Consider the following 17535-nt stretch of genomic DNA (forward strand, 5'->3'; position numbering starts at 1 on the left):
CCGTGGATGGTCTCTCATGGCCTTGTGCGGCCTCCGTGACGGCGATCCGAACCTCTGCAACTTTGGTCGCAATTCGCCGAAACGGCATTGACCCCCATGGCATGGGCGGCCTAATTTTCCGCTCAAGGGAACGTTGTTCTGTCTTACAGAATTGTAAGGCAGGTGTCAGCGTCCGACAAGCCCGACCCGATCTGCCAACGAAAACATCAGAGGGGACAACAACAATGTCCGTGAGAACGCCACTCAAGTTCGTCGCCGTCGCCGCCTTCACCGTCAGCGCCGGTTCCGCCATGGCCTTCGAGCCGGAAGGCAAGGTCGAATGCATCGCCCCCGCCGACCCGGGTGGCGGCTGGGACTTCACCTGCCGCAGCGTGGGCAACGTGATGGAACAGCTGGACCTGGTGCCGGCCAGCGTGCAGACCATCAACATGGCCGGTGCCGGCGGCGGCGTGGCCTACGCCCACACCGTCAGCAAGCGCGCCGGCGACGAGCAGCTGCTGGTCGCCGCCTCCACCGCCACCACCACCCGTCTGGCCCAGGGCCAGTTCCCGGGTATGGACGCCGACATGGTCAACTGGGTGGGCGCGCTGGGTGCCGACTACGGCGTGATCGCCGTGGCCGATGGCTCCGAGTACGACGACCTGCCCGAGCTGATGGACGCGCTCAAGGAAAACCCGCGCAGCGTCAAGTTCGCCGGCGGCAGCGCCAAGGGCGGCTGGGACCACCTCAAGGTGCTGATCGCCGCCCAGGAAGCCGGGGTCGAGAACCTGCCGCGGATTCCCTACCTGTCGTACAACAACGGCGGCGAGGCCATGACCCAGGTGGTCGGCGGCCACGTCGATGCCTTCACCGGCGACATCACCGAGGCCCAGGGCTTCATGGAATCCGGTGACCTGCGGGTGCTGGCCGTGCTCTCCGAGGAGCGCCTGCCGGGCGAGTACAGCGACATCCCCACCGCCCGCGAGCAGGGCATCGACGCCATCGGTCCGAACTGGCGCGGCTTCTACATGCCGGCCGACGTCTCCGACGACGCCAAGCAGTACTGGATGGATGCCATGGACACCATCTACGAGAGCCAGGAGTGGAAGGACGTGATGGCCAGCAACGGCCTGATGCCGTTCCACATGAGCGCCGGTGAGTTCGAGCAGTTCGTGACCGACCAGATCGCCGACATCGAGACCAACTCTCCAAGGATATCGGGCTGATTCAGGAATGACCTTCAACGACCGCATCTTCGGGGTCCTGTTGATCGCCCTGGCCGTCGCGTACGGCTGGGGTGCTACCCAGTTTCCCGAACCGTTCGGCGGGTCCGAGGGCGTCGGCCCCGAGACCTTCCCGCTGCTGCTTTCCGTCGTGCTGGCGCTGTCCAGCCTCTATCTGATCGTGCGTCCCGACCCGGATAACGCCTGGCCCTGGAGCCGCACCGGCGCCGAGCTGCTGATCGCTGTGGCGGTGCTGATCGTCTACACCGCGCTGCTGCAGCCGCTCGGCTTCATCCTCAGCACCCTGCTGGCGGTGGGCACGCTGTGCTGGCGCATGGGCGCCTCCCCGGTCCGGGCCTATGTCACCGGTGGCGTGGCCGGCGTGGTGGTGTTTCTGATCTTCAACTTCGCCCTCGACCTGGCGCTGCCACTGGGGCCGCTGTCTGTCCTGGAGGTGAACTGATGGAAACCTTGGGTTACCTGATCGACGGCTTCGGCGTCGCCCTGGCGCCGCATAACTTGATGTTCGCCCTGTTCGGCGCCTTCCTCGGCACCTTGATCGGGGCCCTGCCGGGGCTCGGTCCATCCAACGGCGTGGCGATCCTGATCCCGCTGGCCTTCACCTTAGGACTCGCGCCGGAGACTGCCCTGATCATGCTCACCTCGGTCTATGCGGGGGCCATGTACGGCGGGCGTATCTCCTCGATCCTGCTCAACATCCCCGGCGACGAGCCGGCGATGATGACCTGTCTCGACGGCTATCCCATGGCCAAGAAAGGCAAGGCCGCCGAGGCGCTGGCGATCTCCGCTATGGCCTCCTTCATGGGCAGCCTGATCGCCACCGTGGGGCTCATCCTGGTGGCGCCAATTCTCGCCGACTTCGCGCTCTCCTTCGGCCCGGCCGAGTACTTCGCGCTGTTCCTGCTGGCCTTCGCCACCCTCGGCGGCATTACCGGCAAGAACCCCATGAAGACCGTGGTGGCCGCCTGCCTGGGCCTGATGATTTCCACGATGGGCATCGACAACACTGGCGTGCAGCGCTACACCTTCGGCGTGCTGGAGCTCTACGAGGGCGTCGACTTCATCATCGCCATTGTCGGTCTGTTCGCCATCTCCGAGCTCTTGTTCTTCATCGAGGACAAGGCCGGCGGCGGCAAGGAGAAGATGACCGTCAACAAGCTGTCGCTGAAGTGGTCCGACATCCGCGGCATCATGCCGTCAAGCATCCGCGGCGGCGTGCTGGGGTTCATCGCAGGGGTACTGCCGGGTGCCGGGGCTTCCCTGGGCAGCTTTATCGGCTACACCCTCGAGAAGAAGATGGTCGGCAAGAAGGGCTACTTCGGCGAGGGCGATCCGCGCGGCGTGGCCGGCCCCGAGGCGGGCAACAACGGTGCCTCCTCCGGCGCGCTGGTGCCGATGCTGACCCTCGGCGTGCCGGGGAGCGGTACCACTGCGGTGCTGCTGGCGTTGCTGATCTCGCTTAACATCACCCCCGGGCCGCTAATGTTCACCCAGAACGCCGATATCGTCTGGGGCGTGATCGCGGCGCTGCTGATCGGCAACTTCCTGCTGCTGGTGCTGAACATCCCGCTGGTGGGCATCTTCGTCAAGCTGCTCTCAGTTCCGCCGATGTTCCTGCTGCCGATCGTCACCATGGTGGCCTTCGTCGGCATCTACTCGATCAGCAACTCGGCTTTTGACCTCTACTTCATGGTGGCCTTCGGCGTGGCGGGATATGTACTGCGCAAGCTGGAGATTCCGCTGGTGCCGATCATCCTCGGCCTGCTGCTGGGACCGGAGATGGAGAAGAACCTGCGCCACGCGATGGACATCTCCGGCGGTGACTGGACCATCCTGTGGGACAGCGGCCTGGCCATCGGCCTGTGGGTCTTCGCCGGCCTGGGCCTGATCCTGCCCTACATCGTCGGCCCGCTGCTGCGCCGTCGCATGAAGGTGGCCACCGGCACCGGAGGCCCGGAGGGCGACTGATGGCGTGAACCTGATCGCATCCGCCACCTGACGGGGGCGTCGGCATCGTGCCGGCGCCCCCGTTTCGTTATCGGCCTGACACCGATATCGACAGCGACACCATGCGCCCCCGGCCGCGACCTCTCAGCGCCGAGGGGTGGCACCAAAGTGGAGCGAAGCCGGTGCGACACTTGCACCAGAAGGGCACTATCGGCAGGAGGAAGTGTGTTGGAGGATTCATTAAATAATTGAAAGTTAATGTTTATCCCGGTTGATCCAGAATGTGGCGTAGCTCTTGCACATCGAGGGTAGGGCATGGTGCACCGTGGCGTGCCACCGCCCTTTATAACAACGCCAATACTTCGTCTGGATCGACAAGGAGATCATCATGAGTTCCCATTCGCCCGCCGTGCCCAAGCGTCTGTTCGCCGCCACCCTGCTGAGCCTCGCCGTCTCGGCCCCCGCCATGGCCCAGGAGGACCCGATCAAGGTCGGCATCCTGCACTCGCTCTCCGGCACCATGGCCATCAGCGAGTCGACCCTCAAGGACACCATGCTGATGCTGATCGAGCAGCAGAACGCGCAGGGCGGCCTGCTCGGCCGCGAGCTCGAGCCGGTGGTGGTCGACCCGGCCTCCGACTGGCCGCTGTTCGCCGAGAAGGCGCGCCAGCTGCTGGCCCAGGACGAGGTCGACGTGATCTTCGGCAACTGGACCTCGGTATCACGCAAGTCGGTGCTGCCGGTGGTCGAGGAGCTCGATGGCCTGCTGTTCTATCCGGTCCAGTACGAGGGCGAGGAGTCCTCCGAGAACGTCTTCTACACCGGCGCGGCGCCCAATCAGCAGGCGGTCCCGGCGGTCGACTACCTGATGAACGAGGTCGGCGTGGAGCGCTGGGTGCTGGCCGGCACCGACTACGTCTATCCGCGCACCACCAACAAGATCCTCGAGGCCTACCTCAAGGACCATGGCGTGGCCGATGACGACATCATGGTCAACTACACCCCCTTCGGGCATTCCGACTGGCAGAACATCGTCTCCGACATCGCCGACTTCGGCAGCCAGGGCAAGAAGACCGCGGTGGTCTCGACCATCAACGGCGACGCCAACGTGCCGTTCTATCGCGAGCTCGGCAATCAGGGCATCGACGCCGCGGACATCCCGGTGGTGGCCTTCTCGGTGGGCGAGCAGGAGCTGTCCGGCATCGACACCGCGCCGCTGGTCGGCCATCTGGCCGCCTGGAACTACTTCATGAGCGTCGATACCGACACCAACTACGACTTCATCGACAGCTGGATCGACTACACCGGCGACGAGATGGCGGTCACCAACGATCCGATGGAGGCCCACTACATCGGCTTCAACATGTGGGCCGAGGCCGTGCGCAAGGCCGGCACCGCCGAGGTCGACGCGGTCAAGGACGCCATCATCGGCGTCTCCGTGCCCAACCTGACCGGCGGCTACGCCACCATGATGCCCAACCACCACATCACCAAGCCGGTGCTGATCGGCGAGATCCAGGACAATGGCCAGTTCTCCATCGTCTGGGAGACCCCGTCCACCGTGGCCGGCGATGCCTGGTCCGACTACCTGCCGGGCTCGCGCGACCTGATCAGCGACTGGCGCGCGCCGATGCGCTGCGGCAACTACAACGTCGTCGAGGGACGCTGCGGTGGCGGCGCCGACGCCGAGGTGGCCTCGGTCGAATAAGCCGCTCCCCGGGCCGCGGTCGCGGCCCGGGCCTTCCATTCTCCCACTGACAGGACATGGTCATGAGGACGATTCGCTCCCTCGTGCAGGGGCTGCTGTGCCTGATCGTCGTCTCGCTCGCCGCGCCGGCCGCCCTGGCCGCGCCCGATGACGACGGCCGGGCACTGCTCGAGGCCCTCGACACCGATTCCTATGCCGCCAAGGGCGAGGCCGTGACGGCCATCGCCGACAGCGGACATCCGCAGAGCCGCGTCTGGCTCGAGGCGCTGCTCGACGGCAAGCTGCAGCGCCAGGAAGACGGCGGCCGCTTCGTGGTGGTGCTCGCCAATCGCGGTCGCCACTGGCCGGTGCGCGATGCGCTCACCGACGAGGACCTCGGCGAGATGTCGCGACGCGATCTGGATCGCATCGGCATCAACAATGCGCTGCGCGGCCAGCTGCAGAACACCCTGGCGCTGCTCGACCTCCGCGCCCCGGCGGTCTCGGCGCGCCGCGAGGCGGCCCGGGACCTGCTCGGCGAGGTGAGCCCGTCGATGGTCGAGCCGCTGAATGGCCTGGTGGAGAACGAGGCCGACGACGAGGTGCGCCGGCTGCTGACCCAGGCCATCGCCATCCAGCGCCTGGAGCGGGGCGACCTCGAGGCGGTGGAGGCGCTGTCCGGCAGCCTGAATACGTCCGTGCGCTCGGCGCTCAGCGCCGCCGCCCGCAGCGACGACGCGGCCCTGGCCGAGGCCGCCACCGATGCCCTGGCCGGCATCGAGCAGAAGCAGAAGCTCAACGACGGCATCCAGACGCTGTATTTCGGCCTGTCGCTCGGCTCGGTGCTGGTGCTGGCGGCGATCGGCCTGGCCATCACCTTCGGCGTGATGGGCGTGATCAACATGGCCCACGGCGAGCTGATCATGCTCGGCGCCTACACCACCTGGGGCATGCAGCAGCTGCTGCCGGGCCAGCCGGGGCTGGCGCTGCTGCTGTCGATTCCCGCGGGCTTCCTGGTCGCGGCGCTGGCCGGGATCGTCATCGAGCGCAGCGTCATCCAGTTCCTCAAGGGCCGCCCGCTGGAGACCCTGCTGGCCACCTTCGGCGTCAGCCTGATCCTCCAGCAGCTGGTGCGCACCCTGATCTCGCCGCTCAACCGCACGGTGGTCTCGCCGGAGTGGATGAGCGGCTCGCTGATGATCAACGAGGGCCTGTCGCTGACCCTCAATCGCCTCCTCGTGCTGGGCTTCGCGCTGCTGGTGTTCGCCGGGCTGATGCTGGTGATGCGCCGCACCCGGCTGGGCCTGGAGGTGCGTGCCGTGACCCAGAACCGTGCCATGGCACGCTCGATGGGCATCCGCGCGACCCGGGTCGACATCCTGACCTTCGCGCTGGGCTCCGGCGTGGCCGGCCTCGCCGGCGTGGCGCTCTCGCAGCTGACCAACGTGGGCCCCAACCTCGGCCAGAACTACATCATCGATTCGTTCATGGTGGTGGTGTTCGGCGGCGTGGGGAACCTGTGGGGCACCCTGGTGGCCGGGCTGTCGCTGGGCGTCATCAACCAGGTGCTCGAGCCCTGGGCCGGCGCGGTGCTGGCCAAGATCCTGGTGCTCGTGTTCATCATCCTGTTCATTCAGAAACGCCCCCGCGGACTCTTTCCGCAGAAGGGCCGTGCGGCGGAGGGCTGATCCATGCTGGCTTCGAGATCCTGGCTGTCGCGGCCGCTGCGCGAGCGCTCGACGCAGATATTCCTCGGCGTGCTGCTGGCCGCCCTGGCGGTCTTCACGCTGCTCAACCTGATCGTGCCGGCGGGACATCCGCTGCACGTCTCGACCTATACCGTGACCCTGCTCGGCAAGTACCTGAGCTTCGCGCTGCTGGCGGTGGCGCTGGACCTGGTGTGGGGCTATCTCGGCATCCTGAGCCTCGGCCACGGTGCCTTCTTCGCCCTGGGCGGCTACGCCATGGGCATGTACCTGATGCGCCAGATCGGCGACCGGGGCGTCTATGGCGACCCGGTGCTGCCTGACTTCATGGTGTTCCTCGACTGGGACAGCCTGCCCTGGTACTGGCACGGCTTCGACATGGCGTGGTTCGCCTTGCTGATGGTGCTGCTGGCGCCGGGGCTGCTGGCGCTGGTGTTCGGCTTCCTGGCGTTCCGCTCGCGGGTCACCGGGGTCTATCTGTCGATCATCACCCAGGCGCTGACCTTCGCCCTGATGCTGGCCTTCTTCCGCAACGAGATGGGCTTCGGCGGCAACAACGGCCTGACCGACTTCAAGGAGCTGCTCGGCTACGACCTGCGCAGCGACGCCACGCGGCTGGGGCTGTTCCTGGCCTCGGGGCTGGCGCTGGCGCTGGGCTACGTGCTGTGCCGGGCCATCGTCGCCAGCAAGCTGGGGCGGGTCAGCATGGCCTGCCGCGACGCCGAGGCGCGCACGCGCTTTCTCGGCTATCGCGTCGAGCGGGTGCAGCTGTTCGTGTTCGTGGTCTCGGCGATGCTCGCCGGCGTGGCCGGGGCGCTCTACGTGCCCCAGGTCGGCATCATCAACCCCGGCGAGTTCTCGCCGATCTTCTCCATCGAGGTGGTGCTGTGGGTCGCCCTGGGCGGCCGCGGCACCCTCTACGGCGCGGTGATCGGGGCGCTGGTGGTCAACTATGCCAAGACGGTGTTCACCGGGGTGATGCCGGAGGCCTGGCTGTTCGCCCTCGGCGGGCTGTTCGTGGTGGTCACGGTGCTGCTGCCGAAGGGCGTGGCCGGCCTGCTGGCGTCGCTGCGCCGCCGTCGCGATGACGACGCCTCCGAGACACCCGCGCAAGGAGCGAGCTCATGAACCTGCTCAAGGAGATGGCCAGCCGCGATCGCGTCTTCGACTTCATGGCGCCGGCGCGCTCGCCGGTGGACGTGCGCCACGGTCCCATCCTGTATCTGGAGGACGTCAGCGTCAGCTTCGACGGCTTCCGCGCCATCAATGACCTGAACCTGACCATCGACGACGGCGAGCTGCGCTGCATCATCGGCCCCAACGGCGCCGGCAAGACCACCATGATGGACATCATCACCGGCAAGACCCGACCCGATCACGGCTCGGTGTGGTTCGGCAGCCGCCACGACCTGCTGACCATGAACGAGCCGCAGATCGCGAGCCTCGGCATCGGCCGCAAGTTCCAGAAGCCGACCGTCTTCGAGGCGCTGACGGTGTTCGAGAACCTCGAGCTCGCCATGGCCGCCGACAAGCGCATCTGGCCGACGCTGACCGCCCGGCTCTCCGGCGAGGCGCGGGACCGCATCGACGAGGTGCTGGTCACCATCGGCCTGACCGGGCACCGCGATCGGCCGGCCGGGATCCTCTCCCACGGCCAGAAGCAGTGGCTGGAGATCGGCATGCTGCTGATGCAGCGGCCGCGGCTGCTGCTGGTCGACGAGCCGGTGGCGGGAATGACCGAACAGGAAATGGAGCGCACCGCCGAGCTGCTCACCGGCCTGGCCGGCAAGCAGTCGGTGGTGGTGGTCGAGCACGACATGGGCTTCGTGCGCTCGATCGCGCGCACCGTGACGGTGCTGCACCAGGGCAGCGTGCTGGCCGAGGGCAGCATGGATCAGGTGTCGAGCGACCCGAGGGTGGTCGAGGTCTATCTCGGCACCGAGTCGGACAACACGGAGGACGCCCGATGCTGAGCATTCGCGCACTCGATCAGTACTACGGCGAGAGCCACACCCTGTGGGGCGTCGACCTCGAGATCCCGGCCGGGCAGTGCACCTGCGTCATGGGCCGCAACGGGGTGGGCAAGACCACCCTGATGAAGGCGGTGATGGGCGAGGTCGCGGTGGCCTCGGGCAGCCTGCGCTACGCCGACGACGTGGAGCTGACCCAGAAACGCGTGGAGGATCGCTCGCGGCTCGGCATCGGCTACGTGCCCCAGGGGCGCCAGATCTTCCCGCTGCTGACCGTGGAGGAGAACCTGCGCACCGGCCTGGCGGCCCGCGGCGACGGCGCCAGGCGCATTCCCGAGCGCATCTACGAGCTGTTCCCGGTGCTGGCCGAGATGCGCCACCGGCGCGGCGGCGACCTCTCCGGCGGCCAGCAGCAGCAGCTGGCCATCGGCCGGGCCCTGGTGCTCGAGCCGAAGCTCTTGATCCTCGACGAGCCGGGGGAGGGCATCCAGCCCAATATCGTCGCCCAGATCGGCGAGGTGATCCGCCGGCTGATCGAAGAGGACGGCCTGACCGTGTTGCTGGTGGAGCAGAAGCTGCCCTTCGCCCGCAAGTACGCCGACCGCTTCGCGATCATGGATCGCGGCCGGCCCGTGGCCGAAGGGGAGATCGACGAGCTCGACGACGAGCTGATCAAGACCCACCTGACCGTCTGACGCCGAGCGTCGGACTCGGCGCACCCGCACCACGCCCGTCGCGAGGTCCCCTCCCGACGGGTGTGGTGCATCATGCTGGTGCGAAAGAGAAAAAGTGCGATCGATATCAGTGCGCCCCGAGGGCCTGGGTGTGCCTTCCTGGTGCAGTGCGGCCTTGGGATACGCCATTGTGTACAAAATAAGACATTGTTTATTAACGACTATTTCGTGATTTCACCAACTTGGTACGTGACTTGCTGAGTCAGGGCAATGGACAACAGCCACCCGACCGACAGGACCCGTCGATGACCGCCATTCCGCGTGCCCTCCCGTCGCCCGCCGAGTCGGGCCACCGCTTCGACGGCGAGCGTCGCTGGGCGGCGTCGCTGTCGCTGGCCTTCGATGCCCGCGACGATGGCCATACCCGCTTGCTCAAGTCCCGCCACCAGGGCCCGCTGCGCGTGCAGCGTCCCTTCTATCCGGAGGCCCCCGACGAGGCGGGCCGCCCCGGCGCCTGCCACGTCTATCTGCTGCATCCGCCCGGCGGACTGGTCAGCGGCGACGAGCTCGCCATCGAGGCGCGGCTCGCGCCCGGGGCCCGGGCGCTGCTCACCACGCCGGCGGCCAACAAGCTCTATCGTGCCGACAGTCAGGGCGTGCGCTGGCATCAGCACACCCGGCTCGACGTGGCCGAGCACGCGCTGCTGGAGTGGCTGCCCCAGGAGACCATCGCCTTCGACGGTTCGAAGGGCAGCCAGGTCACCGACATCACGCTGGCCGCCGGGGCGCGCTGCCTGGGCTGGGAGGTGCTGGCGCTGGGGCGGCCGGCAAGCGAGCTGCCTTATGTCTCCGGCGCCATCGAGCAGCGCTTTCGCCTGACCCGCGAGGGGCGCCCGCTGTGGTGCGAACGCCAGCTGCTGGACCCGGCCCATCGTCGCTTCCGCGGCGCCTGGGGGCAGGGTGGCGCCGGCGTTCAGGCGACGCTGTGGGCGGTGGGGCTCGACGACGAGGCCGGTGCGATCGCCGCGCTGCGCGAGGCGCTGCCGGCGGGTCGGGAGTGGGCGGTGACGGTGCGCCAGGGCGTGCTGCTGCTGCGCTACCTGGGCGATGAACGCAACGTCGCCTGGTCGCTCTGTCAGCGGGCCTGGGAAGTGCTGCGCCCGCGGCTGGCGGGGCGGGCTGCCTGCGTGCCGCGTATCTGGCTGACCTGACGGACCGACATGAGCCGGGGCCTGGCCCGCCACGCCCCGGCATCGAACGATCACGCTATGGCGAGGGAGTGACCGCGATGGAACTGACCCCGAGAGACAAGGACAAGCTGCTGCTGTTCACCGCCGGCCTGCTGGCCGAGCGGCGCCGCGACCGCGGCCTGAAGCTGAACTATCCGGAGGCCGTGGCGCTGATCAGCTGCGAGATCATGGAGGGTGCCCGCGACGGCAGGAGCGTCGCCGAGCTGATGGGCGCGGGACGCGAGATCCTCGGTCGCGACGACGTCATGGAGGGCGTGGCCGAGATGGTCGACGAAGTGCAGGTGGAGGCGACGTTCCCCGACGGGACCAAGCTGGTCACCATCCATCACCCCATCGTCTAAAACTGGCGGCACTCGATCAGTCTTTCGTCAATGGGATAACCGCCAATAACGAAGAGGGAGCATCGATGATTCCCGGTGAATATCGGCTTCAGGACGGCGAGATCGCGCTCTGCGAGGGACGTGAACGCATCACCCTCGAGGTGGCCAACACCGGCGACCGCCCGGTGCAGATCGGTTCCCACTATCACTTCGCCGAGGCCAACCCGGCACTGGTCTTCGATCGGGACCTGGCACGCGGCCGGCGCCTCGACGTGGCCGCGGGCACGGCGATCCGCTTAGAGCCCGGCCAGTCGCGCGAGGTGACGCTGATCCCGTTCGTCGGCCATCGGCGCATCTACGGCTTCCGTGGCGACGTCATGGGGGCGCTTTCTATCGCTCCCGAAGCCGAGCGTAATGCTTCTACCGCTCCCGAAGCCGAGCGTAATGCCTCTGCCGCGCCCGACGACGCGCGTACCCGATCTACCGCGCCCGAGGCTGCGCGTCCTTCGTCATCCCGCGATGCCGATCAAGGAGAGTCGTCATGACGGATAATACGCCCAACACCACCCCCAGCAAGATCAGTCGCCGGGCCTATGCCGACATGTACGGCCCCACGGTGGGCGACCGCGTGCGCCTGGGCGACACCGAGCTTTGGATCGAGGTCGAGCGCGACGCGACCCATTACGGCGACGAGGTGAAGTTCGGCGGCGGCAAGGTGATCCGCGACGGCATGGGCCAGAGCCAGCGCGTCGACGACGCGGTCATGGACACCGTCATCACCAACACCCTGATCCTCGACTGGTGGGGTATCGTCAAGGCCGACGTGGGCCTCCGGGGCGGGCGCATCGCGGCCATCGGCAAGGCCGGCAACCCGGACACCCAGCCCGATGTGGAGATCGTCGTCGGCCCCGGCACCGAGGTGATCGCGGGCGAGGGCAAGATCCTCACCGCCGGCCACATCGACGCGCACATCCACTTCATCTGCCCGCAGCAGGTGGAGGAGGCGCTGGCCAGCGGCGTGACCACCATGCTCGGCGGCGGCACCGGCCCCGCCACCGGCTCGAACGCCACCACCTGCACCCCGGGCGCCTGGCACCTGGGCAAGATGCTGCAGGCGATCGATACCCTGCCGATGAACATCGGCCTGCTCGGCAAGGGCAACGCCAGCCTGCCCGAGGCGCTGGAGGTCCAGCTCGAGGCCGGCGCCATGGGCCTCAAGCTGCACGAGGACTGGGGCACCACGCCGGCCTCCATCGATACCTGCCTGTCGGTGGCCGAGCGCTATGACGTGCAGATCGCCATCCACACCGACACTCTCAACGAGTCGGGCTTCGTCGAGGACACCCTGGGGGCGTTCAAGGAACGCGCCATCCACACCTATCACACCGAGGGCGCCGGGGGCGGCCACGCGCCGGACATCCTGACCGCCTGCGCCAAGCCCTACGTGCTGCCGTCGTCGACCAACCCGACCCGGCCTTATACCGTTAACACCATCGACGAGCATCTCGACATGCTGATGGTGTGTCACCACCTCGACCCGAACATCCCCGAGGACGTGGCCTTCGCCGACTCGCGCATTCGCCGCGAGACCATCGCCGCCGAGGACATCCTCCACGACCTGGGGGGGATCTCGATGATCGCCTCGGACTCCCAGGCCATGGGGCGGGTCGGCGAGGTGATCTGCCGCACCTGGCAGACCGCCCACAAGATGAAGCTGCAGCGTGGCCTGCTGCCCGAGGACGAGGCGCTGGGCGCCGACAACTTCCGCGCCAAGCGCTATATCGCCAAGACCACCATCAACCCGGCCATCACCCATGGCATCGGCCACGAGGTGGGCTCGGTGGAGGTCGGCAAGCTGGCCGACCTGGTGCTGTGGGACCCGGCCTTCTTCGGCGTCAAGCCGGCGCTGATCCTCAAGGGCGGCATGATCGCCGCCGCGCCGATGGGCGATCCCAACGCCTCGATTCCGACCCCGCAGCCGGTGCACTACCGGCCGATGTTCGGCGCCTTCGGTCGCGCCGCGAGCGCCACTCGGGTGACCTTCGTCAGCCAGGCGGCGCTGGAGGCTGGCATCAAGGAGCGGCTGGGGCTCGACAGCGAGCTGGTGGCCTGCAGGAACGTGCGCGAGGTGCGCAAGGGCGACATGAAGCTCAACGACGCCTGCCCCGAGCTCAGCGTCGACCCGCAGACCTACGAGGTGCGCTGCGATGGCGAGCTCCTGACCTGCGAGCCGCTGGCCGAGCTGCCCCTGGCCCAGCGCTATCACCTGTTTTGAGCGATGACCATCAAGACGAGCGGCGCCGGGGGCAGGGCGTAGCGAGGCTCTTTTGCCATGGATGGCAAAAGGAGCGTCCAGGGATGACTTCACCGCGTCCTCGCGCAGGCCTGCGCCCGGGACAGCCGCGAGATATTTCAACGAGATGACATCAATGCTGACATTGACCGAACGCCTGGGGCCGATCGAGGCGAGCGCCGCCGTCGACACCCTGACCCTCGACTACACGACCCGCACCCGCGGGCGCTTCAAGGCCAGCTCCGATGGCGGCCGAGAGGTCGGGGTTTTCCTCGACCGCGGGCCGGTGCTGCGCCACGGCGACGGGCTGACCGGCGAGGACGGCCAGACCATCCGCGTCCAGGCCGCGGTGGAGCCGGTGGTCACCGCGCGCCTCGAGGCCGGCCTGCCGCTGGCGCGGCTGAGCTATCACCTGGGCAACCGCCACGTGCAGCTCGCCATCGGGGTCGATGGCGATGGCATCGGCTGGGTCCGCTTCCCGCCGGATCACGTGCTGGAGGCGCTGGCCGAGCGCCTGGGCGCGCGGCTCGAGCACCACGACGCGCCCTTCGATCCCGAGCCCGGCGCCTATGCCCGCGCCGGGGAGGGCGGCCATCACCATCATCACGGCCACCATCACGGTCATGACCATGCCCATTGAGTCGAGCGACGATCTGGCGCTGCTCGGGCTGCTGCAGCTGGTCAGTCCGGCGCTGCCGATCGGCGCCTTCGCCTGGTCCCAGGGCCTGGAAAGCGCCTTCGAGCTCGACTGGGTGCGCGGCGAGGACGATCTCGGCGAGTGGCTGGAAGGCGTGCTCGACGACGGCCTGGCACGCTGCGAGCTGCCGGCCCTGGCGCGCTTCATGGCGGCCTGGGCCGAGGACGACGTCGAGGCGCTCGAGCACTGGAACGGCTGGCTCGCCGCCACCCGCGAGACCGCCGAACTGGCCGCCGAGGAGACGCGCCTCGGCAGCGCCCTGACGCGGCTGGTCACGAGCCTCGGGCTGACGCCGGCCGAGCCGTCGCGTCTGGATGGCATGGGCTATGTCGGCGTCTTCGCCTGGCTGGCGCTGGCCCGGGGCGTGACGCCGCGCCAGGCGCTGCTCGGCTTCTCCTGGGCCTGGCTCGAGAACCAGCTCGCCGTGGCCTGCAAGGCGCTGCCGCTCGGCCACACCGCCGCCCAGCGCCTGATCGAGCGCCTGCGCCCGGCGCTGGTGGCGGCGACGGACGCGGCCCTCGAGTATGACGACGACCAACTCGGGCCGATGCTGCCCGGCCTGGCGCTGGCCAGCGCCCAGCACGAGACCCAGTACTCGCGACTGTTCCGCAGCTAACAGGCGACCGCTGGTGAACCACCTTGCGTGGCCGCTGGCGCGAGGGCCGAGACGACGCGGTCGGCCTTCAGGGAAGAAGGCCGAGGAAAGCAAGGCACAGGGATGTGCCGTCTTTCCGACCGCGAGAGGCCGGCCGGAGGGCCAGGGTTTCGGCCGCGTGGCGTGGTGAATCCAGCGCGTCGCCGGCACTGAAAACAGATTCAGTAATAGTAAGAGGAGAGATACATGACCCATTGCCTGCGTATCGGCGTCGGCGGCCCGGTGGGCTCCGGCAAGACGGCGCTGCTCAAGCAGCTGTGCCGGGCCCTGCGTGATCACTACGACATCGCCGTGGTCACCAACGATATCTACACCCGCGAGGACGCCGACTTCCTGACCCGCCACGAGGCGCTGCCGGCGGATCGCATCCTCGGCGTCGAGACCGGCGGCTGCCCGCACACCGCCATCCGCGAGGACGCCTCGATGAACCTCGCCGCCATCGACGACCTCCAGGCGCGCCACCCCAGGCTCGAGCTGGTGCTGGTCGAGTCCGGCGGCGACAACCTGTCGGCGACCTTCAGCCCCGAGCTCTCGGATCTGACGCTGTACGTGATCGACGTCTCCGCCGGCGACAAGATCCCGCGCAAGGGCGGGCCTGGCATCACCAAGTCGGATCTGTTGATCATCAACAAGATCGACATCGCCGAGCAGGTCCACGCCTCGCTCGCGGTGATGGAGCGCGATTCGAAGATGATGCGCGGCGAGCGGCCCTTCGTGTTCACCAACCTGCACGACGGGGTGGGACTCGAGGAGATCATCGCCTTCATCCTCGACCGCGGCATGCTGCCGGAGCGCCGGGCCCAGCACGCCGACGCCGACTGAATCCCTCTACTCATCACGGCAAGGAGAACGCCATGAACCTCTCGTCCCTCGTTCGCTCGCGCGCCCTGGGCGCCGCCTCCCTGATGCTGGTGGCCGGCAGCGCCTGGGCCCATCCCGGTCACGAGGTCGCCGGCGGCGGCTTCGCGGCGGGCCTCGGCCACCCGCTGTTCGGCCTCGATCACCTGCTGGCGATGCTGGCCGTCGGCCTGTTCAGCGTGCGTCAGTCGGCCGCGATGGGTCGCTTCGTGCCGCTGCTGGCGGTGGGCGGCATGCTGCTCGGCGCCGGCCTGGCCTGGGCCGGCGTGGCGCTTCCGGGCGTGGAGTTCGGCATCGCCATGAGCGTGCTGCTGGCCGGCGTGCTGGTCGCGGCCCTGGCCCGCGTGCCCGCGGCGCTGGGCAGCGTCGCCGTGGTCGCCTTCATGGTCTTCCACGGCCATGCCCACGCCGCCGAGATGCCCCACGGGGCCAGCACCCTGCTGTACCTGGCCGGCTTCAGCCTGGCGACCCTGGGCCTGACCGTTGCCGGCCGCCGCGTCGCCGGCTGGCTGATGACCCGCGAGCAGCGGGTGCTGCGCGGCCTGGGCGCGGCCATCGCCGCCATGGGCGCGCTGTTCGCCATCGGCTGATCGCTCGCCGCAGGATGTCCTCGCGCCCGGCCTCGTGCCGGGCACGCTGCGTTAGGACTCTTGTGCCAGGAGCGCGGTGTCCGGCGCGCTGAAGTGAGGGGCGCTGCGTCGAGGCCGGTCCCACGCTATGCTGGCGTCGATGAGCGGGGCCGATGGTGCCCTCGGTGGCTGCCAGGGAGGCGCGACATGAGACGCGGGACGAGGAGTCGACGGATGTGGTCATGGTGGCTCGGTGGGCTGTTGCTGGCGTGGCTGGCCATGGGCGCCTGGCAGCGCTACAAGCCGCTGCCGGAGGGCGTCGGCCAGGCCCATCCGCTGCGCGTGGCCGAATCGCCGCGGCTGCTGACCGACGAGACCTGGTATGACGCCGCGGGCGAGCGCCATCGTCGCCAGGCGATCTTCGACGAGGCGCTGGCGATGATCGGCCAGGCGCGGCGCCTGGTGGTGGTCGACATGTTCCTGTTCAACGACTTCGCCGGGGCGGCCGAGGGGGTCGACTTCCGCCCGCTGTCCGAGGAGCTCACCGAGGCGCTGGTCCGCCAGCGGCGCCGTCATCCCGAGCTGCGCGCCATCCTGATCACCGATCCGCTGAATACGCTCTACGGCGGGCTCGAACTCGACCACCTCGAGCGCCTGCGCGACGCCGGCGTGGAGGTGGCGATCACCGATCTGAATCGGCTGCGGGCCTCCAACCCGCTGTGGTCGGGGCTGTGGCATCTGGGGCCACGCTGGCTCGGCAATCAGGCGTCCGCCGGCTGGCTGCCCAATGCCCTGGGGCCGGGGGAGGTCACCCTGCGCAGCTATCTGGCGCTGGCCAACGTCAAGGCCAACCATCGCAAGACGCTGGTGGTGGACCAGGGCGACGGCTGGGCGGGGCTGGTGACCTCGGCCAATCCCCACGATGCCAGCAGCCTGCACGGCAACATGGCGCTGCGCGTCGAGGGCGCGGCGGCCCTCGATCTGCTGGCCTCGGAGCGCGCGGTGGCGGGCTGGTCCGGCGTCACCGTGCCCGGGCCCGCGCCGCCGCCCGCCGAGGACGGCCCGCCCGGCGCCCGCCTGCAGCTGCTGACCGAGGGCGCGATCCGCGATGCGTTGGTCACCGCCGTGGAGCGGGCCGGGGAGGGCGATCGCCTCGACGTGGCGGTGTTCTATCTGGCCCATCGCGAGCTGATCGAGGCGCTGATCGCGGCGCGTCGGCGAGGCGCCGAGGTGCGGGTGCTGCTCGATCCCAACCGCGAGGCCTTCGGCCTCGACAAGGGCGGCATTCCCAATCGGCCGGTGGCCGACGAGCTGGTGGCGGCCGGCATCGGGGTGCGCTGGTGCGCCACCCGCGGCGAGCAGTGCCACACCAAGCTGCTGATGCGCCGGCCCGCCGATGGCGGCGAGAGCGAACTGATCCTGGGCTCGGCCAACTTCACCCGCCGCAACCTCGACGATCTGAACCTGGAAACCAGCGTGCGGCTGCTGGGCCCGCCGAGCCTGCCGGCGCTGGCCGACGCCGAGGCGTTCTTCGCCCGCCGCTGGCACTCCACGCCGGAACGCACCACCAGCCGAGCCTATGCCGCGTCCGATGCCGCCGGGGCGGTGGATCATTGGCGCTACCGGGTGATGGAGGCCACGGGGCTCTCGACGTTCTGAACGTTGGCCATTCGGCTTTGACAGCCT

The 17535-nt window shown here is 68.6% G+C and carries 15 protein-coding genes and 2 pseudogenes; all 17 read left to right on the forward strand.

What is annotated here, in order from left to right; translation table 11 throughout:
- The first annotated feature begins 224 nt into the window (after positions 1-224).
- The 17 genes and pseudogenes from UYS_RS17015 to UYS_RS0206340 all read left to right on the forward strand — a co-directional run bounded on the left by UYS_RS17015 (position 225) and on the right by UYS_RS0206340 (position 17508).
- Positions 225-1216 (forward strand): annotated as a pseudogene (locus tag UYS_RS17015) (Bug family tripartite tricarboxylate transporter substrate binding protein).
- Positions 1213-1665: a tripartite tricarboxylate transporter TctB family protein gene (locus tag UYS_RS0206265; protein WP_016854650.1), complete on the forward strand. Its 453-nt coding sequence runs from the start codon at positions 1213-1215 to the stop codon at positions 1663-1665. Before UYS_RS17015 ends, UYS_RS0206265 begins: the two are co-directional and overlap by 4 nt.
- A complete protein-coding gene (locus UYS_RS0206270) occupies positions 1665-3191 on the forward strand; it encodes a tripartite tricarboxylate transporter permease (RefSeq protein ID WP_016854651.1) in 1527 nt (508 codons plus the stop codon). The genes UYS_RS0206265 and UYS_RS0206270 overlap by 1 nt, the downstream gene beginning before the upstream one ends.
- A 367-nt stretch (positions 3192-3558) precedes the next feature.
- Positions 3559-4878, forward strand: a complete 1320-nt coding sequence (gene urtA / locus UYS_RS0206275) for an urea ABC transporter substrate-binding protein (protein ID WP_016854652.1) — start codon at positions 3559-3561, stop codon at positions 4876-4878.
- A gap of 62 nt (positions 4879-4940) precedes the next feature.
- The gene (urtB, locus tag UYS_RS0206280) at positions 4941-6545 is read left to right on the forward strand and encodes an urea ABC transporter permease subunit UrtB (RefSeq protein WP_016854653.1); all 1605 of its coding nucleotides are present in this window, start codon (positions 4941-4943) and stop codon (positions 6543-6545) included.
- 3 nt (positions 6546-6548) lie between these two features.
- Complete coding sequence (urtC, locus tag UYS_RS0206285; RefSeq protein WP_016854654.1) at positions 6549-7691, forward strand: urea ABC transporter permease subunit UrtC; 1143 nt, start codon at positions 6549-6551, stop codon at positions 7689-7691.
- The gene (gene urtD, locus UYS_RS0206290; RefSeq protein ID WP_016854655.1) at positions 7688-8536 is read left to right on the forward strand and encodes an urea ABC transporter ATP-binding protein UrtD; all 849 of its coding nucleotides are present in this window, start codon (positions 7688-7690) and stop codon (positions 8534-8536) included. The genes urtC and urtD overlap by 4 nt, the downstream gene beginning before the upstream one ends.
- Entirely contained in the window at positions 8530-9228 is a 699-nt protein-coding gene (gene urtE, locus UYS_RS0206295; RefSeq protein WP_016854656.1) for an urea ABC transporter ATP-binding subunit UrtE, read from the forward strand. Before urtD ends, urtE begins: the two co-directional genes overlap by 7 nt.
- 284 nt (positions 9229-9512) lie before the next feature.
- Complete coding sequence (locus UYS_RS0206300) at positions 9513-10418, forward strand: urease accessory protein UreD (protein WP_016854657.1); 906 nt, start codon at positions 9513-9515, stop codon at positions 10416-10418.
- A 77-nt stretch (positions 10419-10495) separates the two neighbouring features.
- The gene (gene ureA, locus UYS_RS0206305; protein WP_016854658.1) at positions 10496-10798 is read left to right on the forward strand and encodes an urease subunit gamma; all 303 of its coding nucleotides are present in this window, start codon (positions 10496-10498) and stop codon (positions 10796-10798) included.
- A gap of 65 nt (positions 10799-10863) precedes the next feature.
- A pseudogene (locus tag UYS_RS17020) lies at positions 10864-11166 on the forward strand (urease subunit beta); the annotation flags it as partial.
- A 152-nt stretch (positions 11167-11318) separates the two neighbouring features.
- Entirely contained in the window at positions 11319-13052 is a 1734-nt protein-coding gene (ureC, locus tag UYS_RS0206315) for an urease subunit alpha (protein ID WP_016854660.1), read from the forward strand.
- A gap of 154 nt (positions 13053-13206) precedes the next feature.
- On the forward strand, positions 13207-13710 hold the full coding sequence (gene ureE / locus UYS_RS0206320) for an urease accessory protein UreE (RefSeq protein WP_016854661.1): 504 nt from the start codon (positions 13207-13209) through the stop codon (positions 13708-13710).
- Entirely contained in the window at positions 13700-14383 is a 684-nt protein-coding gene (locus tag UYS_RS0206325; RefSeq protein ID WP_202802772.1) for an urease accessory protein UreF, read from the forward strand. Before ureE ends, UYS_RS0206325 begins: the two co-directional genes overlap by 11 nt.
- Before the next feature lie 225 nt (positions 14384-14608).
- A complete protein-coding gene (gene ureG / locus UYS_RS0206330; RefSeq protein ID WP_016854663.1) occupies positions 14609-15244 on the forward strand; it encodes an urease accessory protein UreG in 636 nt (211 codons plus the stop codon).
- A gap of 32 nt (positions 15245-15276) precedes the next feature.
- A complete protein-coding gene (locus UYS_RS0206335) occupies positions 15277-15870 on the forward strand; it encodes a HupE/UreJ family protein (RefSeq protein ID WP_016854664.1) in 594 nt (197 codons plus the stop codon).
- A 213-nt stretch (positions 15871-16083) separates the two neighbouring features.
- A complete protein-coding gene (locus UYS_RS0206340) occupies positions 16084-17508 on the forward strand; it encodes a phospholipase D family protein (protein ID WP_016854665.1) in 1425 nt (474 codons plus the stop codon).
- Positions 17509-17535: the final 27 nt, after the last annotated feature.

It is taken from the genome of Halomonas smyrnensis AAD6 (assembly GCF_000265245.1).
Taxonomy (GTDB): domain Bacteria; phylum Pseudomonadota; class Gammaproteobacteria; order Pseudomonadales; family Halomonadaceae; genus Halomonas; species Halomonas smyrnensis.